Raw genomic sequence first — 23,354 nt, 5'->3', positions numbered from 1 at the left:
AAGGTGGCCTGCATGGCAGACACCGTGCAGGCCACCGGCCCGATTCTCGTGCTCAACGGGCCGAATCTGAACATGCTCGGCACCCGTCAGCCGCAGATCTACGGCGCCGACACCCTCGACGACGTGGTCGCGCTGTGCGAGCGGACGGCCGCCCGGTTCGGGCGCGAGGTCGTCGCGTTCCAGTCGAATCACGAAGGCGCCCTGATCGACCGGATCCATCAGGCCCGCGGCGCGGTCTCGGCGATCGTGATCAATCCGGGTGGGCTCACCCATACCTCGGTGGCGTTGCGTGACGCCCTGGTGATTCCCGAGGTGCCGATCGTCGAGGTGCACATCAGCAATGTGCATGCCCGCGAGGAGTTCCGGCACCATTCGTTCGTCTCCCCGATCGCGACCGCGGTGATCGCGGGCCTCGGCATCCAGGGCTACGCCGCGGCGATCGAGTTCTTGAGCAAGGCCTAGGCGAGCCGGAAGACCGGGAAACCCGGTGCGATCGCGGCGAGTTCGTCGTCGGTCGAGTTTTTGGTGACGCCCTCGAAGAACTTACCGACCTCCCAGCCCCACTTCTCCAGGTAGAGCCGCAGCAGCGGGATCTTGTCGGCATCGGCGACCTCGGTGGCGGTGAACTCTTCGACCTTGCGGCCCAGGCGCAGTTCGCCGTCGCCCGCGACGCGCAGGTTGCGCACCCACTGGGTGTGCCCGCGCGGGGCGACCAGGTAGCGCGCGCCGTCGGCGCCGGTCATCACGTTGACCATGGTGGTGCGCCATTCCCCGCTCTTGCGGCCGCGCACGGCCAGCAGCCGCGAACCCATGACGCTGATCCCGAGCTTGGGCAGCAGGTTGGCGATCTTGTTCATGATCGGGTCGAAGCCGGTGGGGCCGAGGTAGCGGGTGGCGTTGTCCATCTTGATCACTCCTGAACTGTGAGCACTGCTCTCTGTTGAGTACAAGCATGCGCGGCGCGCGATCGCTTGTCAAGAGCAGTGCTCTCGTTTTCCGAAATCTCCATTTCTCCCGAAGTATTGCCGCGATGAAATGTAGTACGTATGCTACATCTCATCGAAGGTCGATGACTGGGAGGACTCATGGCTTCGAGTAACGGCGTTGTTCTCGACGTCCAGCAACTACGGATGCGGTACGACGACACCGACGTTTTGCACGATGTGACATTTCAGGCCGAGCGCGGGGAGGTGCTCGTCATGCTCGGGCCCAACGGCGCGGGCAAAACCACCACGATCGAGATCCTCGAGGGGTTTCGCAGGAGGTCGGCCGGCCGGGTCGACGTGCTGGGTACCGATCCCGAACATGGTGACGAACAGTGGCGCGCGCGCATCGGCGTTGTGCTGCAATCCTGGCGTGATCACGCCAAATGGCGGGTACGCGAACTACTTCAGCATCTCGGCTCGTTCTACGTTCCCTATTCGACCCAGCACACCCAACGGCCCTGGGACACAGACGACCTCATCGCACTGGTCGGCCTGACCGAACAGGCGGACGCCAAGATCGCCACGCTCTCCGGCGGCCAGCGCCGCAGGCTGGACGTGGCGATCGGCATCGTGGGCAGGCCCGATTTGCTGTTCATGGACGAACCGACCGCGGGCTTCGATCCGGCCGCGCGGCGCGACTTCCACGATCTGGTCCACCGACTGGCCGACTTGGAGGAGACCACCGTCCTGCTCACCACGCACGACCTGGACGAGGCGGAGAAGCTCGCCGACCGAATCCTGATCCTGGCCGGTGGTCGCATCATCGCCGACGGATCCCCGGACGAACTGGCCCGCTCGATCGCAGGCGAAGCCCAGGTGAGCTGGACCGTCGACGGTCAGCGTTTCGTGCACACCACCACCGAGTCGACCAAGTACGTGCACGAGCTGTTCAAGCAGCACGGCGAGGCGATCGCCGATCTCGAGGTGCGCCTCGCCTCGCTCGAGGACACCTACATGACCCTGGTCCGGCGCGCGGAATCCGGCGAGGACACCGCCGCCGTCCACACTCTCGCGGAGGTCACCCGATGAGTCCCGTCCGGATCGGCATCACTCGCGGCCTGATCGAGCTGCGGCAGCACTACACCAATGCCCCCGATCTGATCGGCCAGTTCCTCACGCCCGCCATCAGCCTCGGCGTGCTGTTCCTGCTGCGCAACCGCATGTACGGCGACTCCGGACTGTCGATCGCCGAGCTCGCCGTCCCCGGCTTGCTCGGCAGCATCATCGCGTTCAACGGCATGTACGCGCTGCTCAACGTGTTGGTGCTGGATCGGGAGGACGGCACGCTACTGCGCGCCAAGGCGATACCGAAGGGCATGGTCGGCTATTTCACCGGCAAGATCGTGTCCACCGCGAGCTCGGTGATCGCGCAGGTCGTTATCGTGCTCGGTGTGGGCATGGTGATCATCGGCGGCTCCTCGCTGAGCGGACTCGGCGCGGTGGCGACCTTCGCGTGGGTGGTGGTGCTCGGCCTACTGGCCGTGCTGCCGTTCGGCGCGATCCTCGGCAGCATCCTCGACACTCGCACAGCGTTCCTGCTGACGATGCCGCTGATGGGCCTGATCGCGATCTCCGGCATCTTCTACCCGATCACCGCACTGCCAGGCTGGCTGCAAATGGTGGCTCAGCTGTTTCCGATGTACTGGCTCGGCCTCGGTATGCGCTCGGCGTTGCTGCCCGCCGACGCGGCGGCCATCGAGATCGACCAGTCCTGGCGACATCTGGAAACCGTCGCGGTGCTGGGTTTCTGGGCGGTTGTCGGCCTGATTCTCGCCCCGATAGTGCTGCGGCGCATGGCCGGTCACGAATCCGGCTCGGCCATGGCTGCCCGCAGGGACAAGGCGATGCAGCGTGCCTTCTGAGGTCATCTACAACCGCATCGCGATGCTGCGCGCCGAGCGCGGCATCTCGCGGCGGGACCTGGCCGAGGCGCTGGGTGTGCACTACCAGACCGTCGGTTACCTCGAGCGGGGCGAATACAGCCCCAGCCTGCATCTCGCCCTGCGGATCGCGGCCTATTTCGAGGTGGCGGTGGAGGTGGTGTTCTCCACCGAACCGTTCCCGCGGTTGGGCGCCGAGACCGCTTGACACGGCACTCGCCCGGCACATCATGTGCCGGGCGAGTGTCGTCGGATCAGTCTGTGCCGCGCATCAATTCGTAGGTCGAGACCGCCTTGCCCGCTGCCTCGCTGGCCTCGACCGCCTTGCGCCAGTACTGCTGCGACAGGTGCGAGAACCCCGCGTCGACGCCGACCTCCTCGCTGGCGTCGATGATGTGCTGCGCGCCGGCGACCATCATCTTCAGCGACGCCAGATCCGCCCAGCCGCCGTTCTGGTTGGCCACCGAGAACTGCTCCATGAAGTACGGGTACGCCTCGCTCGAGCGGACAGCGAACGGCACGAACTGGGCGATATCGTGGCCGGACTTCGCGATCATCGCGGTCGCCTGGTCGAAGGCCAGCAGCCAGGGGTGGAAGACGGTCAGTAGTGCCTGGTAGAAGACCTGCGCGAGGCCGTCGTCGGCGCCGAGGTACTCCTGCGGGCTCAGCGGGCGCAGCAGCTCGGCGTTGGCGTCGAACACTTCCTTCGGGCCGCTGTAGAAGATGTAGGACGCGGGATGTTCGATATTGTCGCCCGCCGACATCACCCCGCCGGAGAGGAACTGGGCACCGCGTTCGCGGACCCAGGCCGCACCGGCTCGCGCCTTCTCCGGCGAATCCGAGGACAGATTGGCGATCACCTTGCCCGCCAAGGCTTCCGGTGCCTGGCCGAGGACGTCGTACATGGCGGCGTAGTGGGTCAGGCTCAGTACCGACACCTCGTTCGCGGCGAGCGCCTCGGCCACCGAGTCGGCGCGTTTCGCGCCGAGCTCCACCATCGCGTCGACCTTCGCCGCGCTGCGGTTCCACACGGTGACCTCGACGCCGGCCGCCAGGAACGCCTTGACCATGGCCTGGCCCATCGGGCCGAGACCGAGGACGGAGACGGAACGGGTCTTGCTCTGTTCGGACATGTGCTGCCCCTTCGGTTCTCGATGCTTGCTGGTTGCGGCGCCGAGATCCATGGTTGTCGCCCGGGTATCGTCGGGGAAGACCGAACGTCGACGTGCGGTTGCTTACCCAGAGGTTCGAAATACGGTCAGAAGGGTGCACCGGACATGAGCAGTGACGCAGATCACGATGTGTGTGGCATGAGCCTGGCCATCGACGTTGTCGGCGGCAAGTGGCGACTGCACCTGATGTGGGTGCTCGGCAGCGGACCGCAGCGGTTCGGCCAGATCAGGCGCATGCTCGACGGGGTGAGCGAGAAGGTGCTCGCGGAGAACCTGCGCCACCTCGAGAGCACGGGCGTGGTGCACCGGGAGATCTATCCCGAGATCCCGCCGCGGGTGGAGTACTCGCTGACCGACCTCGGGGAAACCCTGCGGCTGGCGCTGGTGCCGCTCGAGCAGTGGGGCGACGCGCATCGCGCCGAACTCGCCGCGAACACCCGCACGCAGGCACCGGCCGCGCCGGTGCGCACTGCCTCAGTCGCGATGTGACGCAGCGCGCGGGTCCGCTATGGAATCACCAGCGCTCCGAGGCGATTCGCTCGCCGACCCGTTCGAGCAGCGCCGCCGCATTCCTGATCGACAGGCGCGGGTTGGGTTCGAGATCGCTGAGCGCGTAGCACCCGGCGAATCCGGCCGCACGAATCTCGCCGGGAGACAACAGCGTTCGCCCGACGGCGGCGACCACCGGGACACCGGCAGCCTTGGCCGCCGCGGCGACACCGACCGGCGCCTTGCCGTGCATGCTCTGATGGTCCAGTGATCCCTCACCGGTGACCACCAGCGTCGCGCCGCCCACCAGGGCAGGGAATTTCAGCAGGTCGAGCAGCACATCGATACCGCTGCGAACCTGCGCGCCGAGGACGGCCAGCACCCCGAATCCGGTACCGCCCGCCGCGCCCGACCCACCGATCTCGGCATAGCCGGTGCCGAGCACGGCGGCCCAATTGGTCAGTGCCGCTTCCAGTTCCCGCATCTGCGCGTGGTCGGCGCCCTTCTGCGGCGCGTACACCGCCACCGCACCCGCGGGCCCGAGCAGCGGATTGTCCACATCGCAGGCCAGCGTGAACCTGGTCTGCGCGATCGCCGGGTGCAGCCCGGCCCGATCGACCGCGACCACGCTGCTGAGCAGCGCGACCGCATCGCTGGGTTCACCGCCCAATTCTCGCCCGTCCCGGTCGAGCAGCCGCAGTCCGAGCGCGCGCAGCAGGCCCGCGCCACCGTCGGTGGACGCGCTGCCGCCGAGCCCGAGCACCACCTCGCGGGCGCCGTTGTCGAGCGCGTGCGCGACCACGACGCCGAGGCCGAAGGTGTTCGCCCCGATCGGGTCGAGCCTGCCGCCGGGCAGCTTGGCAACGCCGACCGCGGCCGCGAGTTCGACGACGGCGGTGTCGCCGCGGACGGCGTAGACCGCGCGCTCCGGCGCACCGGTCGGGCCGGGCGCGGCCACTTCGACCCGCTGCCAGCCCGCCGCGACGAAGGCGTCGACCATGCCGTCCCCGCCGTCGGCCACCGGCACGCACTGCACGTCGGCGCCCGGCGCGCGGCGATGGATCCCGACGGCCAGCGCCGCGGCGACCTCGGGCGCGGTGAGCGAACCCTTGAACTTGTCGGGGGCGAGCACCACGCGTGGTCGGTCGGTCATGCTGTTTCCTCCTGGCGTGCTCGGGCGCCCTGCGTGGTTACGCGGGCTTCCTCGTCCGGGCGCTGACCGATCATGCCGACATTCTCCGGGCTCGGACCCGAACCCGCCATACGCGGACCCCAACGGCCCGGCCGCTGACCGGGGTAGTTTCGACGCATGGCGACCGAGGTCCGCAACAACACCGCGCTCGAGCGGTTCGAACTCACCGCCGACGGGACTCCCGCCGGCTATATCGAGTACCAGGACACCGGGGCCGAGCGCGCCCTCGTGCACACCGAGATCTATCCCCGGTTCGAGGGCCAGGGCATGGCGAACGTGGTCACCAAGGCCGCACTCGACACCAGCCGCGCCGAAGGATTCAGCGTGCTGCCGCTGTGTCCGGTGGTCCTGCACTTCGTCAAGACCCACCCCGACTACATCTCGCTGGTACCGCAGCGGGCCAGGGAGTTGTTCGGGCTGCCTCAGTAACTCGCGACGGCACCGTCGACGGCCAGCTGCAATTCCTCTTTGACCAGCCGGGCGATGTCGGCGGGCCGCTGCGGAAGTCCCAGCACCGGCTGACGGAACACGAACCGGGCCGAGACGGCCTCCTCGGCGGTGGGTTCCACCGTCGGATCGGGTCGCGGCCCGTAGCTCATCGCGATGGCTACCAGCGCGGGCGGCGCGTTCAGCTTGGCCGCGCGGAACGCGATGTGACCGATCCCGCTACCGACGGGCTGCACCTTCGCCGGATCGACGTGGTTGCAGGTGCCCTCGGGGAAGACCGCCAGGTGATCACCGGCGGCCAGGCGCTGCGCGCAGATGTCCATCATGCGCTGACCTGCGGCGTTGACGGCCCTGATGCCGTGGTCGCGGCCACGGAAGACGGGGATGCCGCCCATCATGTCGACCTTGCGGCGCTGTTCGGGATCGATGAACAGTTCGTCCTTGGCCAGCACGCGCACCCGGCCGATCCGCGAGCGCAACGGTGAGCGCCACGCGGTCGCCGCGACGGTGTACGGGTCGCTGTTGGACAGGTGATTGATCGCGTAGACGACCGGGCGCCCGCTGCGGATCAGCGCCTCGAGCTGTTGTTTCGCGCCTTCGACGAAGGCGACCCGCGGCCGGTACCGGCGGGCCAGGATGGCATAGCCACCCAGCGCCTTCCAGCGATTCTGCTGATGTCGCAGGTAGTAGTCGTACACGGCGTCGCTGTTCTCGAGCAGGACCTCGGGCGAGTGCATGCCGCGACCCTACCGGGCGCGCCCGCGGCCGTTTCGACGAGAATATTTCCGGTCTCGAGCGGTCCGCGGGGAGCGCGCGACACCGCACCAATGCGATGATGGCTCGGTGGCACGCGGAGACGACCCGGACGAGCGCCGGACTCGCGACGGGCACGGCGATGACCGGCGGCGCGGGCACCCCGCGGTGGGCGTTCGCGCCGGCAATCTGCTGGTGTCGGCGATCGACCTGGTGGAACCGACTTTCCGGCGGACCGTGGTGTACGTCATCGAGCACAACGACGCGGGCAGTCTCGGCGTGGTGCTGAACCGGCCGAGCGAGACCCCGGTGCGCGATGTGCTCCCGCTGTGGGCCGAGCTGGCCGCCGCCCCGACCGACCTGTACATCGGCGGGCCGGTCAAACGGGACGCCGCCCTGTGCCTCGGCACGCTGCGGACCGGCGCCGACATCACCGATGTGCGCGGGCTGCGCCGGGTCGACGGCCGGGTGGTGCTGGTCGACCTCGACGCCGATCCCGCCGAGATCGGCCCGCTGCTCGAGGGCATCCGGATCTTCGCGGGCTATGCGGGCTGGTCGATGGGCCAGCTCGACGGCGAACTCGACAACGACGACTGGATCGTGGTCTCGGCGCTGCCGTCGGATCCGCTCGCCACCGACCGCCACGACCTGTGGGCGAGCGTGCTGCGCCGCCAGCCGCTGCCCCTTGCCCTGCTGGCGACGCACCCGATTGAACTCGAACGAAACTGATCCCGTTACTCCTTCGACAGAGCAGGAGTGACACCATGAATATCGACGAGCAGTGACCCGGACCGCCGATGGACGACGGTCGCGACGAACTGATGCGCGCGCTCTACGCCGAGCACGCTCCCGCACTCTGGCGTTTCACCCTCGGCCTGGTGCGCGATCCCGGCCGGGCCGAGGACATTGTGCAGGAAACGTTGCTGCGGGCCTGGCAGCGGCCCGCGGTGCTGGAACAGACCGAGACCTCACCGCGCGCGTGGTTGTTCACCGTGGCACGTAACCTCGCCGTCGACGAGCACCGCAGCGCGCGCCACCGCCGCGAGTTCGGCACCGACACACCACCCGAGCAGGTCAGCCCCGACCAGTCCGACCGGGCGCTGGACGGCTGGCTGGTCGCCGACGCGCTGAGCAAGCTGAGCCCGGATCATCGCGACGTGATCGTGCGCGCCTACTATCGCGGACTCGGGATGGCGCAGATCGCCGACGAGCTGGGCATTCCGCCGGGGACGGTGAAGTCGCGCCTGCACTACGGCATGCGCGCGATGCGCTTGGCGTTACAGGAGATGGGGGTGACCAACAGATGACCGATCTCGCCGACGAGTACAGCACCTGGGATGCCGCCTACGTCCTCGGCTCCCTCGGCGCCACCGAGCGCCGCGAATACGAAGCGCACCTGCACGATTGCCCGCACTGCCAGGCCGCGGTCGCCGAGCTGGCCGGCCTGCCGGGCATGCTCGCGCTCGTCGATCGGGATACCGCGCTGTCGATGATCGAATCGCCCGAATCCGCTTCCCCACCGGTACCCGACCTGCTCCCCTCGCTGGCCACCGCGGCCGAACGGCGACGCAAGCGCCGCCGCTGGCTCGGGATCGGCGGCGCGGCCGCGGCCGCCGCCGCCACGGTGGCGATCGCCGTGCCGGTGACGGTCACCGTCGCCCGCCCCGACACCGCCACCGAACAGGTCGTCGCCCAGCAGCAGATGCAGGCCGTCGTGCAGACCCCGATCAGCGCCTCGGTGAAACTGGTCCGCGACGGCGACCGCACCCGCCTGGTGATGACGTGCAGTTACGGCGGCGTCGACTACGGCTACGGCGCCACCTGGACCTACGGCCTGGTCGTGACAGCGGACGACAAACGCATCCCCCTCGACCAATGGCCGGCGGGCCCCGGCACGGAACTGACGGTGGACCGCACCATCGACGCCCCACCGGAAGCCATCAGCACCATCGAGATCACCTCGATCGACTCCGGCCGCACCGTGCTGGTCGCCCAGGTCTGAACGAGGAATAGCCCCGGACAAATTCCGGGGCTATTCAACAGATTTGGCGAGAACATGGGTAACTCACCGGGTACCAGCCAACTCGCCAAACCTGCTACCGCCGGCCGCGTACCCGACTGTCAACGCGCTCGAGTCTGGCCTGAATACGCGGAGAGGCGGATCAGCTCGTCTGCTTGCGGAAGATGGACTTCGACCACAGGTAGCCGCCGCCCGCGATGACCGCGCACCAGGCCAGCGAGACCCAGCCGTTGGCGCCGATCTCGGTGCCCATCAGGAGACCGCGCAGGGTTTCGGTGATGGGGGTGAAGGGCTGGTACTCGGCGAACTGGCGCAGGCCGATCGGCATGGTGTCGGTGGCGACGAGGCCGCTGCCGAGGAACGGCATCATCACGATGGGAAACGGTGCGTTGCTTGCGCTTTCGGGGTTGGGCGAGAGCAGGCCGAGCGCGATGGCGAGCCAGGTGAACGCGAAGGTCACCAGGGTGAGCAGGCCGAAGGCTACCACCCATTCGACGAGGTTCGCGTTCGGCCGGAAGCCGATCAGCAGCGCGATGCCGGTCATCACGGCCATGCCGCCCAGCGCCTGGATGAGCGAGCCGAGCACGTGCCCGGTGAGCATCGACGACTGCGAGATCGCCATCACCCGAAAGCGATTCACGATGCCCTTGCTCTTGTCGGTGGCGATCGAGACGGCCACCGACACCGTCATGTACGCGGGCAGCAACAGCAGCATGCCCGGCGCGAGGTAGTCGATGTACTCGCCGCCGGAGGACTTCTCCAGCGCCCCGCCGAAGACGTAATTGAAGACGAGCAGCAGCACGGTCGGCATGATCAGGATGCCGAAGACCATGCTCGGGTAGCGCTTGGCGTGGATGATGTTGCGCCGCAACATCGTCATGGTGTCGGCGAAGGCGTGCTTGTTCGCAACGGTGTGGGTGCTCATGCCAGGGACTCCTGCTCGATGGTGGCGCGGCCGGTGAGGGTGAGGAAGACGTCGTCGAGATTCGGGGTATGCACGGAAATGCCGCCCGCTTCGATGTTTTCGGCATCGAGCAGATCGAGCACGGCGCGCAGCGAGCGCACGCCGCCGTCGCTGGGCACAGCGAGGGTGAGGCCGTCGCCGCCGTCGAGCACCCGCGCGGACGGGCCGAGCGCGTACTGCGCGGCGGCCAGGGCGGCCTGATCGGCGAAGTCGATGCGGATGTGCCCGCCGGGGATCAGCCGCTTCAGTTCCGCGGCAGTGCCTTCGGCGACGATGCGGCCGTGGTCGAGCACCGCGATCCGGTCGGCCAGCTGGTCGGCCTCCTCGAGGTACTGGGTGGTGAGGAAGACGGTGACGCCGAGTTCGTCGACCAGGCCGCGGATGATGTCCCAGATGGCGCGGCGGCTGCGCGGGTCGAGGCCGGTGGTCGGCTCGTCGAGGAAGATCACCCGCGGGTTGCCGACCAGCGTCATGGCCAGATCGAGCCTGCGGGTCATGCCGCCGGAGTAGGTGCTTGCCGGCTTGTCGGCCGCCTCGACCAGGTCGAAGCGTTCGAGCAGTTCGGTGGCCAGGCTTCGGGTGTCGCGGCGGGGCAGGTGGTTCAGGTCGCCCATCATGTGCAGGTTCTCGCGGCCGGTCAGCAGTTCGTCGACGGCGGCGAACTGCCCGGTGACGCCGATCAGTTCACGCACACCCTCCCGGTCGTGCGCCACGTCGTGGCCGCCGACCGCGATGTCGCCGCCGTCGGCGGCGATCAGCGTGGTGAGGATCTGCACGGTGGTGGTCTTGCCCGCGCCGTTGGGGCCGAGCAGGGAGAAGATCGTGCCCTCGGCGACGGTGAGGTCGATGCCGTCGAGGACCGTGTGGTCGCCGTAGGCCTTGCGCAGGCCTCGTGCCGTGATGGCCGAGTTGACCATGGTCGTCCCTTTCCAGAGAAATTCATTCATTACTGCGAATAAGTGCATGAGTCATCGACACAGCCCCCAGGGGCTGCGGTAGATGGTGTGGGTATGCGGTTGTGGCCGGGGCCTAGATGTCGAGTTCCTCGATCTGCGGATGCGAGTGGATGTCCTCGACCTTGCGGTACAGCTTGTCGGGGACGCGGCCCTTCAGATCCGAGACGTCGTCGAGAATCTCGTAGTCGTAGTCACCCCAGTCCCACGGCCGGTCGCCGATGCCGAACATCCGGCGCCAGTACTTCCAGTCCTTCAGATCACCGGCGGCGTCGCCGGTGGGGTAGTCCTTCCACAGCGCCTTGTGTGTGTGCAGCACGAGCTTGCCCTTGCGACTGCGGTAGACCCGCTGGTGCAGCACTCGCTCGTCGCCGACGTCGCGCCATTCGCCGAGCAGGGTGCCCTGGAATCGCACCTGCCGCACGCCGTCTCGGCCCACCTGCAGCACGATCTCGTCGAAACCCGCCTGGCGTCCTTCTTCCAGGTCGATGAATCGGCGCAGCGCGGCGACGACCGCGCCGGAGATGTTGCCGCCGACGAGCTCCTGCGCCCGCTGGAACAGGGGCAGATCGTCGTCGGCTACGTAGATCGTCTTGTTGGGCATGAACCCACTATACGTAGATGTATACGTACACACAAGAGGCGGATTTGGGCGGCCGGTGAACCAGTGCAGGAGCCACCCCGTATCCCTCGTGTACGCGACGATCCGTCCGTCGATACCCGCTGGCTTTCGGGGCAGCCGACGGATGGACGCGGAAGAGGAGGGCAGATGCCGGACAGAGTGGCCGACTACTTGACCGAGGCGGTGTCCGCGCTGGGGGTCACCCATATCTTCGGAGTCGACGGCGCCAATATCGAAGACCTCTACGACGCGATCTTCGAGGCGGGCGGCCACCCGGCGGGCATTGTCGCCAAGCACGAGTTCTCCGCGGCCACCATGGCCGACGGGTATGCGCGCAGCACCGGTGGACTCGGCGTCGTCGCCGCCACCTCGGGCGGCGGGGCGATGAATCTCGTTGCCGGGCTGGCCGAGTCCTACACCTCGCGGGTACCGGTGCTGGCTCTCGTCGGGCAGCCGCCGACGAGTTTGGAAGGTCATGGTGCCTTTCAGGATTCGAGTGGGCTGGCCGAATCCATCGACGCGACAGCGTTGTTCACCACCGTCAGCCGGTACTGCGCGCGGGTCACCGATCCGGCTGAGCTGCGCGAGCAGTTCGCGGCGGCCGTCGCGGCGGCGCAAGAAGGCGGACCGGCGGTGCTACTCCTGCCGAAAGATGTTCAACAGCAGGCGATGCCGGACGCCGCCACCACGCCGGTGACTACCGCACCCCCCGCGACACCGGCTACCACCTCGATCGACTCGATCGCCGAAGAACTCGCCGCCGCCCGGCGCACCGGCAAGGTGGTGATCATCGCCGGTGATCAGGTGGCTCGCGACAATGCCCGCGCCGAACTCGCCGAACTCGTCACCGCGCTGGACGCCTCGATCGGCCTGGCGCCCGACGCCAAGGATGTCTATGCCAATACCGGCCCCGGCTACTGCGGCGTCGCGGGCAGCATGGGCCACGCCGAGCTGCTCGAGGCGCTGACCTCGGCGAACGCCTGCCTGCTTGTCGGCACCCGGCTGCCGGTCACCGCCCGCGCCGGCCTCGAGTCGGTCATCGCCGACCTCCCGCTGCTCAGCATCGGCGCGCTGGCGCCCTATCCGGCCGCGCTCCACGTCACCGGCAGCGATCTCGCCGCGACCATCAGCGACCTGCTGACCCGCCTCGACGACACTCCGGCCGCCGCCCCCGCCCCGACCGCCGACCTCACTCCCATGCCGGTGCCCGGCGCCGCGGGCCCCGGCCTGCGCTACCGCACCGTCGTCGAGGCGATTCAGCGCGAACTCCCCTCCGGCGCCGATATTTTCGCCGATGCGGGTAACACCGGCGCGTCCGTGGTGCATTACCTGAGGGTGCCCGAGGACGGACGTTTCGTCGTCGCCCTCGGGATGGGCGGGATGGGCTACGCCTTCGGCGCGGGGATCGGCTCCGCGTTCGCCCGGCACGACGCCGCCGACGGTCCGCATCGCACGATCGTGATCGCCGGTGACGGCGCGTTCTACATGCATGGCATGGAACTGCACACGGCTGTCGAACACGATCTGCCGATCACCTTCGTCGTGTTCAACAACAACGCACACGCCATGTGCGTCACCCGTGAACAGCTCTACTACCGAGATCGCTACAGCTTCAACCGTTTCCGCCCCGCCCACCTGGGAGCAGGCATCGCCGCCATGTTCCCCGATCTACCTGCCCACACCGTCGACGACCCCGATGACCTCACCGAGGCCCTGCGCGCCAGTTTCGCCGCCACCGGCCCCTCGTTCCTCGAGATCCTGTGCGACCCCGACGAAATCCCGCCCTTCCTGCCCTTCCTGTCGACCATCGACGCCGCGAGGAGTACACCGTGACCACCAGCGCCCTGCCCGCACTCAGCGATATCCCCGAGGGGGTGATCCCCGGCGTGCTACGCATCGAGAATTCCGATCGGGAGGCGACCACGCCGATCATCATGGACATGCTGCGGTCGGTGTACCCGCACGACCAGATCTACGGCGACTACTGCCCGGTGCAGACCTACATCGCGGCGCCACCCCGCGAGGTCTACGAGTATCTCGCCGACACCCGCTCACTCGAGGAGTGGACCTACAGCCTGCGCGGATTCCACGAGACCGACGAGCCGGGACTGTGGCTGTCCTACGACCGGCTCGGCGATACGACCAAGTGTTTCACCAGGACCGTCGCCCATCCCGACGCGATGACCGTCGACTACCACTGCGCCTGGGACCAGTCCGAACACCTGTGGATGATCTACCTCATGCGGGTGGTCGACGCGCAGGTCGTGTTCGACAAGCCCGGCTCGGTGGTGCTGTGGGTCAACTGCAAGCACCCCTTCTACGACGAGAACGGCTATCCGGAGACCGCGCCGCCCAAGCGCCCGGTGTGGGTCGGCGATTTCTGGGAGATGTTCTCCGCGGGGCACCAGCTCGAGCTGGACAACCTCAAAGCCATCTGTGAGTACCGCGCGGCCAACGGGCTGCCGATCAAGCCGGAGTGGATGCAGTGAATTTCCCGCAGGTGAGTCTGGTCGACGTCGCGAGCTATCTGCCCGGCGACCCGGTCCCGACCGACTACTTCACCCAGTACTCCCGCTCCGAGCGGATGGCGAAGAACGTGATGTTCCGGTCTCCCACCGGACGCCATCACATCGCCCGCGACGAAACCGCCGTCGACATGGCCGAACAGGCCTTCGCCCCGCTGCGGGAACGGCACGGTGACGGCCTCGCGTCCGAGATCGACATCCTCATCACCCACACCCAGTTGCCCGACAATCCGGTCATGGGCGCCGGTCCCGAGCTGGCCCGGCGACTCGGTGCGAAGCCGGCGCACGTCCTGGATGTGCACAACGGCGGTTGCGCGGCCTTCGTGCACATGATGGCGCTGGCGCGCATGATCATGGCCACCAGCGACGCTCGCACCGCGCTGATCGTCGCCGCCCAGAACTGCGCGGGCCCGGTGTTCACCCAGCCCGACATCCGTAAACTCGCCCAGGCGCCGGTGCCCGGCGACGGCTGCGGCATCGGCCTGCTGCGCAAGGACGACTCGGCGCCGATCCTCGACATCGAATGCCGCACCTACCCCGAATTCGCCGGTGACATGGACTTCTCCACCAACGGCCCGCGCAAGTACTGGGAGCCGGGCGAGGGCCAGGGCTGTGTGAGCTTCACCGAATCGAAGATCACCAAGGTGTTCGCGCGCGGCAACCGGCTGGTCCCGGAGGTGGCGCTGGCGGTGTGCGATCACATCGGGGTGAAGGGCCGCGATATCGATACCTTCGTCACCAATCAGCCCAACCGGCTGTTCCTGCGCAACTGGCACGACGCGCTGGAACTGCCAGCCGAACGTCACCCCGATACCTTCGACGAGTGCGGAAACCTGTTCGCCGCGGGCATTCCGGTGACACTCGATGTGGAGAACCGGGCAGGCAGACTGCGCAACGGGTCGGTGGTGCTCATGTCGGCCTTCGCGCACGCGGGCGACTTCGCCGGTGCGGCCGCCGTGCGCTGGGGTGCGGCGCGATGACCATCCGCCTGGCGGAACCGACGATCCCCTCCCGTCGGTTCCGCACCCCGGCCACGCCGACACTGTTCGACTTGTCGCTCAGCGAGAACCCCTATCCCCCGCTGCCTGCCATCCTCGCCGCGGTGACCGACACCCTCGCCCAGGCGAACCGGTATCCGGAATTCCGGCCGGAGGAGTTGCCACTGACCATCGCCGAGCACCTCGGCGTGCCGTCCGGCGACGTGGTGGTCGGCGCGGGCGCCACCGGTGTCGCCATGCAGATCCTTCGGACGCTGACTGGTGGCGAACTGGTCACCAGCACACCGACTTTCGACGGCTATCCGATCATGGCGGAGATGGCGGGCATGCCGCTCGTGCCGGTGCCGCTCGACGGTCAGGGTGACCAGGATCTGAAGGCGCTGCGGCGTGCGGTGACCCGGCGTACCGCGCTGGTCGTGCTGTGCAGGCCGCACAATCCGACCGGGACGCTGCTCGAAGCGGCGGCCGTGCGTTCCTTCCTCGCCGCGGTACCGTCCCGGGTGCCGGTGCTGCTCGACGAGGCCTACGTCGAATTCCTCGACCAGGCCGACCGACTCGACCTGCACGGCCTGCTCCATCGGCATCCGAATCTGCTGATCCTGCGCACCTTTTCGAAGGCCTACGGGCTGGCGGGCCTGCGCATCGGGTACTGCGTCGGCCGCGGCGAGCTGATCGAACGCATCCACCGTCAGCAACTGCCCTACGGAATCCCGGCCGCCGCCGTCGCCGCGGTTCGAGCCGCCTACGCCGCCGAGGACGAGCTCCAGGACCGGGTCCATCGGATCACCATGGAACGCGATGCACTGCGAATGTCGCTGCGCGCCTGCGGCATCGATGTCCACCGCAGCCACGCGAACTTCCTGTATCTCCCTGGTCCCGGTGTAGCCACGGCACTCCGCCGCGCCGGCATCAAAGCCAAGTCGTACCCCGACGGCAGCGCCCGCCTCACGGTCGGTGATCCCGCCGCGGGCCGCGCCGTGCATGCGGCCCTCGTGAATTTACGGTGACAGGGGCACTGCCGAGCCGCTGCACCGGCCAGCACTGCCGGACGAGATCGGGGGCATGACCGCCAGGCAGCAGTACGCGGTGCCTTCGCCATCGGGCCCGTCCAGGTGATTCGATAGCGGTATGACCTGGTGGCGACCCCCGCCCTTCCGCCCCAACCCTGCCCCGGCGGTCGGCACCGCCAGCCGGACCCTGCTGCGCCTGCGCCTGGCGGGCCACGACATCGTGGTCCGCCGGACTCGCATCGCACCCGGCGGTACCAGCGGGTGGCACTACCACGACGGCACCCTGTTCGTGCTGGTCACCCGCGGCACCCTCGACCCCCCTACCTCGAACGCGGCCCCGCCGAATACCCCCGCGGCCACGTCTTCCGTGAGCCGAGCGGCCCCGTCAACGCCCACGTCGCCCGCAACCGCGGCCCCACCGAAGTCCGCATCCTCGTCCTCTACCTCAACCCGGCGGGAAGCCCCCTCTCCCACCAGGTCGCCCCACCCGACCAGCGCTGACCGCTCAGCAGCTGCTGCCGCCACCGCAGCTGCTCGAACTGCCACCACCGCAGCTGCTCGAGCTACCGCTGCTGCAACTGCTCCAGCTGCTCGAGCCGGAATCACTACCACCCGACCAGCTGCTGCCGCTGGACCAGCCGCTGCCGCTCGACCAGCTGCTGTCGGTCGAGCTCCAACCGCCCGACCCGCCTCGCCTGCCGCGGTTGCGTGTCCGCGCCTGCTGGGCGAGCGCCGCCCGGCGCGCGTGCCTGGTTCGGCTTCGCTCCGGCGACTCGTTCACCGCCCTGACGATGGCCACGACGATCATGACCGGCACCAGCACGACTGCCGCGAACCCCATCCCCAGAACGATGAAGGCGACGAATACCGCGATTACCTCAGCCATGAGGCCTCCCTTGCAGTGCCGGTCTTGTCGATGCCGAACGTAGGCGCGCGTCCTTGCAATCGGCTTTCGACCGGCCTGCACCGTCAGGTCAGCGCAGGTTTGGGGGCCTCACTCACCGCCACCGCCACCGCCACCGCCGCAGCTACCGCCCCCGGAATATCCGCCGTGGTCGTAGGAGTCGCTGAGCGAATCCGCGTCATCGATACCGCGGCGCCCCGGGCCGCCACCATCGTGGATGCGCCGAAACTGGCGCACGGTGCGCACGCGGCGATTCTCGACTCGATAGCGCAGGCCTCCCGCGGTGAGCAGAACCGCGGCGAGAACGAGCAGGACGATGCCGATCCTCATCGAGAGGTCCGTGGCGATCAGGCCGACGAGCGCGACGAGGAACGCCGCAGCGAACAATTTCATCGAACGATCCATGGGTCAGGCCTACGTCCGGTCAGCTGCCGCCACCGCAACCACCGCCGCAGCCTCCGCCACCACCGCCGCCGTCACCATGATGGCCGCCGCCGTCACCGGATGCGAAGAAGGTGAAACCGCCCGCACCGCCTGCGCCACTGGCACCGGCGCCCCAGCCACGCCGCCTGGTGCTACGCGTCGTCCGCCCGATGACCACGCACCCGACGGCGAACACGACCAGCGCGATGACGAGAACGGTGATGCCCACCGCGGGCCAGAAATTGGCGAGGATCAACCCGCCGAGAGCGAGCAGAACAGCGGAACCGAAGATCTTCATGAAACCCCCCGATCAGTCCTACCTCCAGTTGTACCGGAGGCGGGGACGGGCGGCCAGAGCCGAACGCGGAAGGCTCAGTTGGCGGGGGCGCAGGTGTCGCGCAGCGAGCAGCCGCCGCAGGAGGAGCCACAGCCACCGACCGGGGCGGGCGGCATCAGGGGCTCGACGGTGCGGGCCGCGGCATTGGCGCCGGCGCCCAGGGTGAAGATGGCGATCACGGCGACCACGACGGCGACGCCGAATCCGGCGAGACCGCCCGCGACGAGGGCGACCAGTCCACCGGCGAACAGCAGCGCGCCCGCGCCGACCGACGTGGGCGCGGCGATACGGTTGGCGATGCGGAAGTTGTCGTCGCTGTGCAGGGCGGCCTCGGTGGTGACACCGAGGAAGCGGTTGCGGGGCAGTTTGCCGAGCAGTCCGAGCACGCCGGTCGCGATGGCGACCGCGGCCAGCGCGAACAGCAGAGGAGCGACGACGACCATTCCTGCAGGCTAGCGCACCGGCAACGATGCCTGATCGAGCGCTCCCCGCCGAGGTGACCGCCCACACACCGCAGTGCCGGTGGGAAATCACCTGGCACCGACGTTCTACCCTGTTAGACGATGTTTACCGGGGATCGGCGAGAACAAGAAGGCAGGACCGTGCAGGACACTCGTGCAACCGAGAGTGACGTACCTCAGCACCGGTACAACGCCGAGCTGGCGGGACGGATCGAGCGGCGCTGGCAGCAGAACTGGACCGAGCGCGGCACCTTCCACGCGCCAAACCCGGTCGGCCCGCTCGCCGGCGAGACGCCGGCGGACAAGCTGTTCATCCAGGACATGTTCCCGTTCCCCTCGGGCGCCGGCCTGCACGTGGGTCACCCGCTGGGCTACATCGCCACCGACGTCTTCGGCCGCTACCACCGCATGCACGGCCGCAACGTGCTGCACGCGCTGGGCTACGACGCCTTCGGCCTGCCCGCCGAGCAGTACGCGGTGCAGACCGGCGCGCATCCGCGGGTGACCACCGAGTCCAATATCGCGACGATGCAGCGTCAGCTGGACCGGCTCGGCCTCGGCCACGACCCGCGCCGCTCCTTCGCCACCACCGACCCCGAGTACTACCGCTGGACGCAGTGGATCTTCCTGCGCATCTACAACGCGTGGTACGACCAGGAGGCAGGCAAGGCCCGCCCGATCGCCGAGCTGGAAGAGCAGTTCGCCACCGGCGCGCGCGTGGTCCCCGAGGGCGACTGGAACACCATGAGCGCGGCCGAGCGCGGCGCCCTGATCGACTCGTATCGTCTGGTTTACCAGTCGGATTCGATCGTCAACTGGTGCCCCGGCCTCGGCACCGTGCTGTCCAACGAAGAGGTCACCGCCGACGGCCGCAGCGAGCGCGGGAACTTCCCCGTGTTCCGTAAGCGCATGTGGCAGTGGATGATGCGGATCACCGCCTACTCCGATCGCCTGGTCGACGACCTGGACGAGCTGGACTGGCCGGACAACGTGAAGTCCATGCAGCGCAACTGGATCGGCCGCTCGCGTGGCGCGCAGGTGCGCTTCGACGCGCCCGACGGCGAGACCATCGAGGTGTTCACCACCCGCCCCGACACCCTGTTCGGCGCGACCTATCTGGTGCTCGCCCCCGAGCACGAGCTGGTCGACAAGCTGACCACCGCCGCCTGGCCCGACAGCACCGTGCCCGCCTGGACCAACGGCGGCGCGGCAACCCCCGCGGAAGCCGTTGCGGCGTACCGCAAGTCGATCGCGGCCAAGTCGGATCTGGAGCGCCAGGAGAACAAGGAGAAGACCGGCGTCTTCCTCGGCTCCTACGCGACCAACCCGGCCGACGGCAAGCAGGTGCCGATCTTCATCGCCGACTACGTGCTCAGCGGCTACGGCACCGGCGCGATCATGGCCGTGCCCGGCCACGACCATCGCGACTGGGAGTTCGCCACCACGCTCGGCCTGCCGATCATCGAGGTGATCGCGGGTGGCGACGTCACCGATTCCGCGCACGCCGGTGACGGCGAGCTGGTGAATTCCGGCTTCCTGAACGGACTTTCGGTCGACGAGGCCAAGGCGACCATGATCGGCCACCTGGAGGCCGAGGGCCACGGCACCGGCACCGTCCAGTACAAGCTGCGCGACTGGCTGTTCGCGCGTCAGCGCTACTGGGGCGAGCCGTTCCCGATCGTCTACGACGCCGACGGTGTCGCGCACGCGCTGCCGGAATCCATGCTGCCCGTCGAACTTCCGGAGATGGAGGACTTCGCGCCGGTCACCTTCGATCCGGACGACGCGGGTTCGGAGCCGTCCCCGCCGCTGGCCAAGGCCACCGACTGGGTGCACGTCGAGCTGGACCTGGGCGACGGGCCGAAGAAGTACCGCCGCGACACCAATGTCATGCCCAACTGGGCGGGCAGCTCCTGGTACCAGCTGCGCTACGCCGACCCGACCAACGCCGAGACGTTCTGCGCCGAGGAGAACGAGAAGTACTGGCTGGGCCCGCGCACGGCCGAGCACGGCCCGAACGATCCGGGCGGTGTCGACCTGTACGTCGGCGGTGTGGAGCACGCGGTGCTGCACCTGCTGTACGCGCGGTTCTGGCAGAAGGTGCTGTTCGACCTGGGTGACGTGTCCGGCAGCGAGCCCTACCGCCGCCTGTACAACCAGGGCTACGTGCAGGGCTACGCCTACACCGACTCCCGTGGCGCCTACGTGCCCGCCGCCGAGGTCGTCGAGCGCGACGGCAAGTTCTTCTGGACCGGCGCCGACGGCGTCGAGATCGAGGTCGCGCAGGAGTACGGCAAGATCGGCAAGTCGCTGAAGAACGCCATCTCGCCCGACGAGATGTGCGATCTGTATGGCGCCGACACCTTCCGCTTCTACGAGATGTCGATGGGTCCGCTGGACACCTCGCGCCCGTGGGCGACCAAGGACGTCGTCGGCGCGCACCGCTTCCTACAGCGGGTATGGCGCCTGGCGATCGACGAGGAGACCGGCGCGGTGAAGGCCACCGACGCCGCGCCGTCGGACGAGACCCTGCGCCTGGTGCACCGCACCATCGCCGGCGTCGACGAGGACCTGGCCGCACTGCGCGACAACACCGCGGGCGCCAAGCTCATCGAGCTGACCAACCACCTCACCAAGAACTACCCCGACGGCGCTCCCCGCGCCGCCGTGGAACCCCTGGTGCTGATGCTGGCTCCGCTCGCCCCGCACATCGCCGAGGAACTGTGGGAACGCCTGGGCCACACCACCTCCCTGGCTCACGGCCCGTTCCCGATCGCCGATCCCGCACTGCTGGTTGCGGATTCGGTCGAGTACCCGATCCAGGTGAAGGGCAAGGTGCGCAGCCGCATCCAGGTCCCCGCCGATGCCGATCCGGCCACGATCGAGGCCGCGGCGCTGGCCGACGAGAAGGTCGTCGCCCTGCTCGCGGGTCAGGCACCGCGCAAGGTGATCGTGGTGCCGGGCAAGATGGTCAACATCGTCCCCTGACTTCGCTCGCGCCGACGGCAGCTGCCCCTCGGCGACGACGAAGGCGGTCCCTGGTCGCCGAGGCTCAGCAGGGACCGCCCTTGTCGTGGTGTCAGCGGATCGCGGCCAGTACCTGGTCGGCCATCTTCTGCATACCGGTCGCGTTCGGATGAATCGGCACGAAGTTCAGACCCCACACCGCCGGCTCGACCCAGCGGGTGCCGATCGGCTTGCACGCGTCGTGGCCGACAGAACTCGACATGTCGACGAAGGTCGCGCCCGTCTCGTCGGCGGCGCGCTTGACGACACTGTTGAGCGTGCCCTGAATGTTGTTGATGTACGGGACATCTCCCTTGGCGATGGGCATCGTCAGGAAACAGTTGGTGTTGTCCGCCGGCATCACCTGGGGATATCCCACGATGGCGACCTTCGCGGACGGCGCCTTGGCGCGGATGTCGGTGAGCGCCTTCTTCACGTCGGGGAAGGTCTTGTTCAGGATGTCGTCGACGAACCGGGTGCCGTAGATTTCCTCGCAGGGGTTGCCAAGGCCGACGGTCGCCGATCCGGCGCTGATGCAGGCGGAGATCACCTTGATCAGGGTGTCGTTGTTGTTGCCCCCGATGGTCAGGGTGACCAGCTTGGTGTCCGCGGTGACGGCGTCGAGCTGCGGTGTCAGGCTCGGCCACTGCTTCTGGTAGAAGTGCGAGGTGTCGGCATCACCGCAGGTGACGTCGGTGAACGAGGCGAGACCGAGGGACTTCGCCACGAGGTTCGGGTAGTTGCGAGTGGTTCGCGCGCACACCGGGGTGACTGTGGGATCGAGCGGAATGATGCCAGATCCCGCACTGTAGCTGTCGCCCATCGCGACATACGGACTGAGGCCCGGTGTCGCCTGGACCGGGGCAGCCGCCACAAGGGCGAGGCCGGCCGTAATAGCCGTCGTGATAGCCGCAGCGATCTGCGTGCGAACAACATTGATCATGCAAAACTCCAGCTTCAAACATCTCTGTTACCCGTTGGTAACGATTGAGCGGAGGAACTGTGACACGTCACACGTGACGTACGCAACAGAAGGTTTCGAGGGGGTCGTTTACTTAACCGCGCCGCTCCACCGCATCATGCTGCGGACCGCGTAATGCACGCACAGGTAGCTGTAGAGCTCCTGGATCACGCCGTCCGGCGACTTCGACCGCAGTACCGCGCCCGCGCCTCGCCGATGGGTCGCGAGCACGCCGAACAGCGTCTCGACGTCCCGCTGCTCTGCGAGTACTCCGACCAGTTCGGCGGCGGGTGCGGCCGCGGAATCGGTGATGGTGGTCAGCAATCGGCCGGTTCGCGCTCCCCCGTGGACCGTGTCGACTGCGGACGTCGCCCGCGAATAGTCGATGACCCGCACATCGGCACACCGCTTTTCGACCGGCAACGCCGCATCCGACGCTGTTTGCCACAGCAGGTCCGCACCGGAAGATCGGCACAGGTCCCACAGCCGGTGGCACAGCAGCCCTTGATCGGCGAGCAGAAGCATCCCTGGGCGAAGTGACCGCACGAGGGATTCGATGAGGGTCTGCTCGTCTTGCCCGCAGGTCCCGAACGCGACGTCGATGACCGCGCGTGAACCGCACTCGATCAACCCGACGACCCGTATCCGGGGCAGCGCCGGGCCCCCGACCGCGGCCGGAGAACCGAAATGCTCGACATTCGTTTCGCTGGCGGGCAGCTCCAAGGTCGATCGGTCGATGCTCATCAGCCGCCAGGATCGGTAGAAACCCCCGGGAACGCCGGGATCGGCCAGTGGCACCGCCACCTTCTCGAACAGCACGCGCAGCGGTTCCGCACCCAAGCGCTTGCGCGCCTGGAACAGCGCGGCTTTCGTCGGAACCGCCCGCTGGTGCGGCCATCCCAATGCCCACTCGAGCCCCGCCATGACCTTGCGCATCACCTCGTCGTACGAGGAGGGAGCGAACAGCGCCAGCGACAGCACGTAATAGACCACGAACCGCGCAGGCAGCAGTCGGTCGCGGCGTTCGACCCGACCGCACTCGATCAGCGCCGCGTCGACGACATCGGGCGGAAATACCCTGGTCAACAAACCGAACGAGATGAAGTCGGGCCACCGTCGATCATCCGCCGGCCGCGCCGCTCCCACACGGGCCACAGCTCGAAGAATACTCGCTCTAAGTAAACTGAAATGCTTTCTGCCAGCGCCGATGACCGCTTCAGCGTCGGCGACAATCATAGCTATGGGCTATGA

Annotated in this window: 27 protein-coding genes; 14 read left to right on the top strand and 13 right to left on the bottom strand. The window is 68.0% G+C overall.

The window, feature by feature from the left end; translation table 11 throughout:
• Positions 1-12 precede the first annotated feature (12 nt).
• Positions 13-462, top strand: coding sequence for a type II 3-dehydroquinate dehydratase (gene aroQ, locus IEY60_RS32545; protein WP_189034377.1), 450 nt, complete (start codon positions 13-15; stop codon positions 460-462).
• Here aroQ and IEY60_RS32540 read toward each other — a convergent pair.
• Positions 459-905, bottom strand: coding sequence for a nitroreductase family deazaflavin-dependent oxidoreductase (locus tag IEY60_RS32540; protein WP_189034507.1), 447 nt, complete (start codon positions 903-905; stop codon positions 459-461). The genes aroQ and IEY60_RS32540 overlap by 4 nt on opposite strands.
• A gap of 180 nt (positions 906-1,085) precedes the next feature.
• Between IEY60_RS32540 and IEY60_RS32535 the strand changes: the two genes are divergently transcribed.
• From IEY60_RS32535 to IEY60_RS32525, 3 genes are read left to right on the top strand one after another with little or no spacing between them, the layout of a single operon-like run.
• Positions 1,086-2,015, top strand: a complete 930-nt coding sequence (locus IEY60_RS32535) for an ABC transporter ATP-binding protein (protein WP_189034376.1) — start codon at positions 1,086-1,088, stop codon at positions 2,013-2,015.
• Positions 2,012-2,848 carry an ABC transporter permease gene (locus IEY60_RS32530; protein ID WP_189034375.1) on the top strand — a complete coding sequence of 279 codons (837 nt, stop codon included), beginning with the start codon at positions 2,012-2,014 and terminating at the stop codon, positions 2,846-2,848. Before IEY60_RS32535 ends, IEY60_RS32530 begins: the two co-directional genes overlap by 4 nt.
• Complete coding sequence (locus tag IEY60_RS32525) at positions 2,838-3,074, top strand: helix-turn-helix transcriptional regulator (RefSeq protein ID WP_189034374.1); 237 nt, start codon at positions 2,838-2,840, stop codon at positions 3,072-3,074. Before IEY60_RS32530 ends, IEY60_RS32525 begins: the two co-directional genes overlap by 11 nt.
• A 46-nt stretch (positions 3,075-3,120) precedes the next feature.
• Here IEY60_RS32525 and IEY60_RS32520 read toward each other — a convergent pair whose 3' ends face one another.
• The gene (locus IEY60_RS32520; protein ID WP_268241501.1) at positions 3,121-4,050 is read right to left on the bottom strand and encodes an NAD(P)-dependent oxidoreductase; all 930 of its coding nucleotides are present in this window, start codon (positions 4,048-4,050) and stop codon (positions 3,121-3,123) included.
• A gap of 93 nt (positions 4,051-4,143) precedes the next feature.
• Between IEY60_RS32520 and IEY60_RS32515 the strand changes: the two genes are divergently transcribed.
• The gene (locus IEY60_RS32515) at positions 4,144-4,527 is read left to right on the top strand and encodes a winged helix-turn-helix transcriptional regulator (RefSeq protein ID WP_189034372.1); all 384 of its coding nucleotides are present in this window, start codon (positions 4,144-4,146) and stop codon (positions 4,525-4,527) included.
• Positions 4,528-4,552: 25 nt separating this feature from the next.
• Here IEY60_RS32515 and IEY60_RS32510 read toward each other — a convergent pair whose 3' ends face one another.
• Positions 4,553-5,680 (bottom strand): glycerate kinase, encoded by a 1,128-nt coding sequence (locus tag IEY60_RS32510; protein ID WP_189034371.1) that lies wholly within the window; start codon positions 5,678-5,680, stop codon positions 4,553-4,555.
• A 156-nt stretch (positions 5,681-5,836) separates the two neighbouring features.
• Between IEY60_RS32510 and IEY60_RS32505 the strand changes: the two genes are divergently transcribed.
• Complete coding sequence (locus tag IEY60_RS32505; protein ID WP_189034370.1) at positions 5,837-6,148, top strand: GNAT family N-acetyltransferase; 312 nt, start codon at positions 5,837-5,839, stop codon at positions 6,146-6,148.
• On the opposite strand, the gene IEY60_RS32500 is transcribed toward IEY60_RS32505, so the two are convergent.
• Complete coding sequence (locus tag IEY60_RS32500) at positions 6,142-6,903, bottom strand: lysophospholipid acyltransferase family protein (RefSeq protein ID WP_189034369.1); 762 nt, start codon at positions 6,901-6,903, stop codon at positions 6,142-6,144. The genes IEY60_RS32505 and IEY60_RS32500 overlap by 7 nt on opposite strands.
• Positions 6,904-7,009: 106 nt before the next feature.
• Here IEY60_RS32500 and IEY60_RS32495 point away from each other — a divergent pair, with 106 nt between their 5' ends.
• From IEY60_RS32495 to IEY60_RS32485, 3 genes are all read left to right on the top strand, one after another.
• On the top strand, positions 7,010-7,648 hold the full coding sequence (locus tag IEY60_RS32495) for a YqgE/AlgH family protein (RefSeq protein ID WP_189034368.1): 639 nt from the start codon (positions 7,010-7,012) through the stop codon (positions 7,646-7,648).
• A 68-nt stretch (positions 7,649-7,716) separates the two neighbouring features.
• Entirely contained in the window at positions 7,717-8,226 is a 510-nt protein-coding gene (locus tag IEY60_RS32490) for a sigma-70 family RNA polymerase sigma factor (RefSeq protein WP_189034367.1), read from the top strand.
• Positions 8,223-8,921: an anti-sigma factor family protein gene (locus IEY60_RS32485; protein ID WP_189034366.1), complete on the top strand. Its 699-nt coding sequence runs from the start codon at positions 8,223-8,225 to the stop codon at positions 8,919-8,921. Before IEY60_RS32490 ends, IEY60_RS32485 begins: the two co-directional genes overlap by 4 nt.
• Positions 8,922-9,081: 160 nt before the next feature.
• Here IEY60_RS32485 and IEY60_RS32480 read toward each other — a convergent pair whose 3' ends face one another.
• The 3 genes from IEY60_RS32480 to IEY60_RS32470 form a co-directional block, all read right to left on the bottom strand.
• Entirely contained in the window at positions 9,082-9,864 is a 783-nt protein-coding gene (locus IEY60_RS32480; protein ID WP_189034365.1) for an ABC transporter permease, read from the bottom strand.
• Positions 9,861-10,820 carry an ATP-binding cassette domain-containing protein gene (locus tag IEY60_RS32475; protein WP_189034364.1) on the bottom strand — a complete coding sequence of 320 codons (960 nt, stop codon included), beginning with the start codon at positions 10,818-10,820 and terminating at the stop codon, positions 9,861-9,863. The genes IEY60_RS32480 and IEY60_RS32475 overlap by 4 nt, the downstream gene beginning before the upstream one ends.
• Positions 10,821-10,932: 112 nt before the next feature.
• Positions 10,933-11,460 carry an EXLDI protein gene (locus IEY60_RS32470; protein WP_189034363.1) on the bottom strand — a complete coding sequence of 176 codons (528 nt, stop codon included), beginning with the start codon at positions 11,458-11,460 and terminating at the stop codon, positions 10,933-10,935.
• A gap of 165 nt (positions 11,461-11,625) precedes the next feature.
• On the opposite strand from IEY60_RS32470, the gene IEY60_RS32465 reads away from it, so the two are divergent.
• Genes IEY60_RS32465 through IEY60_RS32450 form a run of 4 tightly spaced genes read left to right on the top strand, consistent with a single transcriptional unit; the run spans position 11,626 to position 16,008 of the window.
• Positions 11,626-13,311: a thiamine pyrophosphate-binding protein gene (locus IEY60_RS32465; protein ID WP_189034362.1), complete on the top strand. Its 1,686-nt coding sequence runs from the start codon at positions 11,626-11,628 to the stop codon at positions 13,309-13,311.
• Positions 13,308-13,967 (top strand): SRPBCC family protein, encoded by a 660-nt coding sequence (locus IEY60_RS32460; protein WP_189034361.1) that lies wholly within the window; start codon positions 13,308-13,310, stop codon positions 13,965-13,967. Before IEY60_RS32465 ends, IEY60_RS32460 begins: the two co-directional genes overlap by 4 nt.
• Positions 13,964-14,983 (top strand): 3-oxoacyl-ACP synthase III family protein, encoded by a 1,020-nt coding sequence (locus tag IEY60_RS32455; RefSeq protein ID WP_189034506.1) that lies wholly within the window; start codon positions 13,964-13,966, stop codon positions 14,981-14,983. The genes IEY60_RS32460 and IEY60_RS32455 overlap by 4 nt, the downstream gene beginning before the upstream one ends.
• Complete coding sequence (locus IEY60_RS32450) at positions 14,980-16,008, top strand: pyridoxal phosphate-dependent aminotransferase (protein ID WP_189034360.1); 1,029 nt, start codon at positions 14,980-14,982, stop codon at positions 16,006-16,008. The genes IEY60_RS32455 and IEY60_RS32450 overlap by 4 nt, the downstream gene beginning before the upstream one ends.
• A 508-nt stretch (positions 16,009-16,516) precedes the next feature.
• Here the strand turns inward: IEY60_RS32450 and IEY60_RS32445 are convergent.
• The 4 genes from IEY60_RS32445 to IEY60_RS32430 all read right to left on the bottom strand — a co-directional run bounded on the left by IEY60_RS32445 (position 16,517) and on the right by IEY60_RS32430 (position 18,118).
• Complete coding sequence (locus tag IEY60_RS32445; RefSeq protein WP_189034359.1) at positions 16,517-16,897, bottom strand: hypothetical protein; 381 nt, start codon at positions 16,895-16,897, stop codon at positions 16,517-16,519.
• Between the two features lie 108 nt (positions 16,898-17,005).
• Positions 17,006-17,308, bottom strand: coding sequence for a hypothetical protein (locus tag IEY60_RS32440; protein ID WP_189034358.1), 303 nt, complete (start codon positions 17,306-17,308; stop codon positions 17,006-17,008).
• Between the two features lie 31 nt (positions 17,309-17,339).
• Positions 17,340-17,636: a hypothetical protein gene (locus IEY60_RS32435; protein ID WP_189034357.1), complete on the bottom strand. Its 297-nt coding sequence runs from the start codon at positions 17,634-17,636 to the stop codon at positions 17,340-17,342.
• Positions 17,637-17,710: 74 nt separating this feature from the next.
• Positions 17,711-18,118 carry an SdpI family protein gene (locus IEY60_RS32430; protein WP_189034356.1) on the bottom strand — a complete coding sequence of 136 codons (408 nt, stop codon included), beginning with the start codon at positions 18,116-18,118 and terminating at the stop codon, positions 17,711-17,713.
• Positions 18,119-18,277: 159 nt separating this feature from the next.
• Between IEY60_RS32430 and leuS the strand changes: the two genes are divergently transcribed.
• Positions 18,278-21,124, top strand: coding sequence for a leucine--tRNA ligase (gene leuS / locus IEY60_RS32425; RefSeq protein WP_189034355.1), 2,847 nt, complete (start codon positions 18,278-18,280; stop codon positions 21,122-21,124).
• 91 nt (positions 21,125-21,215) lie between these two features.
• On the opposite strand, the gene IEY60_RS32420 is transcribed toward leuS, so the two are convergent.
• Positions 21,216-22,085, bottom strand: coding sequence for an SGNH/GDSL hydrolase family protein (locus IEY60_RS32420; protein WP_189034354.1), 870 nt, complete (start codon positions 22,083-22,085; stop codon positions 21,216-21,218).
• Positions 22,086-22,193: 108 nt separating this feature from the next.
• Entirely contained in the window at positions 22,194-23,339 is a 1,146-nt protein-coding gene (locus IEY60_RS32415) for a transposase domain-containing protein (protein ID WP_189034353.1), read from the bottom strand.
• Positions 23,340-23,354: the final 15 nt, after the last annotated feature.

Source organism: Nocardia rhizosphaerihabitans, from assembly GCF_014646295.1.
In the GTDB taxonomy this organism is placed as follows: Bacteria; Actinomycetota; Actinomycetes; order Mycobacteriales; family Mycobacteriaceae; genus Nocardia; species Nocardia rhizosphaerihabitans.
Note: the sequence above shows the minus strand (reverse complement) of the source record. Positions and strands in the feature narration are given on the sequence as shown.

Bases quoted from the DNA above. Each gene is read 5' to 3' on its own strand.
- IEY60_RS32415 (WP_189034353.1), bottom strand. From the start codon at position 23,339: ATGATTGTCGCCGACGCTGAAGCGGTCATCGGCGCTGGCAGAAAGCAT.
- IEY60_RS32485 (WP_189034366.1), top strand. From the start codon at position 8,223: ATGACCGATCTCGCCGACGAGTACAGCACCTGGGATGCCGCCTACGTC.
- aroQ (WP_189034377.1), top strand. From the start codon at position 13: ATGGCAGACACCGTGCAGGCCACCGGCCCGATTCTCGTGCTCAACGGG.
- IEY60_RS32535 (WP_189034376.1), top strand. From the start codon at position 1,086: ATGGCTTCGAGTAACGGCGTTGTTCTCGACGTCCAGCAACTACGGATG.
- IEY60_RS32510 (WP_189034371.1), bottom strand. From the start codon at position 5,680: ATGACCGACCGACCACGCGTGGTGCTCGCCCCCGACAAGTTCAAGGGT.
- IEY60_RS32435 (WP_189034357.1), bottom strand. From the start codon at position 17,636: ATGAAGATCTTCGGTTCCGCTGTTCTGCTCGCTCTCGGCGGGTTGATC.
- IEY60_RS32505 (WP_189034370.1), top strand. From the start codon at position 5,837: ATGGCGACCGAGGTCCGCAACAACACCGCGCTCGAGCGGTTCGAACTC.
- IEY60_RS32530 (WP_189034375.1), top strand. From the start codon at position 2,012: ATGAGTCCCGTCCGGATCGGCATCACTCGCGGCCTGATCGAGCTGCGG.
- IEY60_RS32540 (WP_189034507.1), bottom strand. From the start codon at position 905: ATGGACAACGCCACCCGCTACCTCGGCCCCACCGGCTTCGACCCGATC.
- IEY60_RS32420 (WP_189034354.1), bottom strand. From the start codon at position 22,085: ATGATCAATGTTGTTCGCACGCAGATCGCTGCGGCTATCACGACGGCT.
- IEY60_RS32500 (WP_189034369.1), bottom strand. From the start codon at position 6,903: ATGCACTCGCCCGAGGTCCTGCTCGAGAACAGCGACGCCGTGTACGAC.
- IEY60_RS32490 (WP_189034367.1), top strand. From the start codon at position 7,717: ATGGACGACGGTCGCGACGAACTGATGCGCGCGCTCTACGCCGAGCAC.
- IEY60_RS32480 (WP_189034365.1), bottom strand. From the start codon at position 9,864: ATGAGCACCCACACCGTTGCGAACAAGCACGCCTTCGCCGACACCATG.
- IEY60_RS32445 (WP_189034359.1), bottom strand. From the start codon at position 16,897: ATGGCTGAGGTAATCGCGGTATTCGTCGCCTTCATCGTTCTGGGGATG.
- IEY60_RS32450 (WP_189034360.1), top strand. From the start codon at position 14,980: ATGACCATCCGCCTGGCGGAACCGACGATCCCCTCCCGTCGGTTCCGC.
- IEY60_RS32515 (WP_189034372.1), top strand. From the start codon at position 4,144: ATGAGCAGTGACGCAGATCACGATGTGTGTGGCATGAGCCTGGCCATC.
- IEY60_RS32520 (WP_268241501.1), bottom strand. From the start codon at position 4,050: ATGGATCTCGGCGCCGCAACCAGCAAGCATCGAGAACCGAAGGGGCAG.
- IEY60_RS32440 (WP_189034358.1), bottom strand. From the start codon at position 17,308: ATGAAATTGTTCGCTGCGGCGTTCCTCGTCGCGCTCGTCGGCCTGATC.
- IEY60_RS32475 (WP_189034364.1), bottom strand. From the start codon at position 10,820: ATGGTCAACTCGGCCATCACGGCACGAGGCCTGCGCAAGGCCTACGGC.
- IEY60_RS32430 (WP_189034356.1), bottom strand. From the start codon at position 18,118: ATGGTCGTCGTCGCTCCTCTGCTGTTCGCGCTGGCCGCGGTCGCCATC.
- IEY60_RS32465 (WP_189034362.1), top strand. From the start codon at position 11,626: ATGCCGGACAGAGTGGCCGACTACTTGACCGAGGCGGTGTCCGCGCTG.
- IEY60_RS32470 (WP_189034363.1), bottom strand. From the start codon at position 11,460: ATGCCCAACAAGACGATCTACGTAGCCGACGACGATCTGCCCCTGTTC.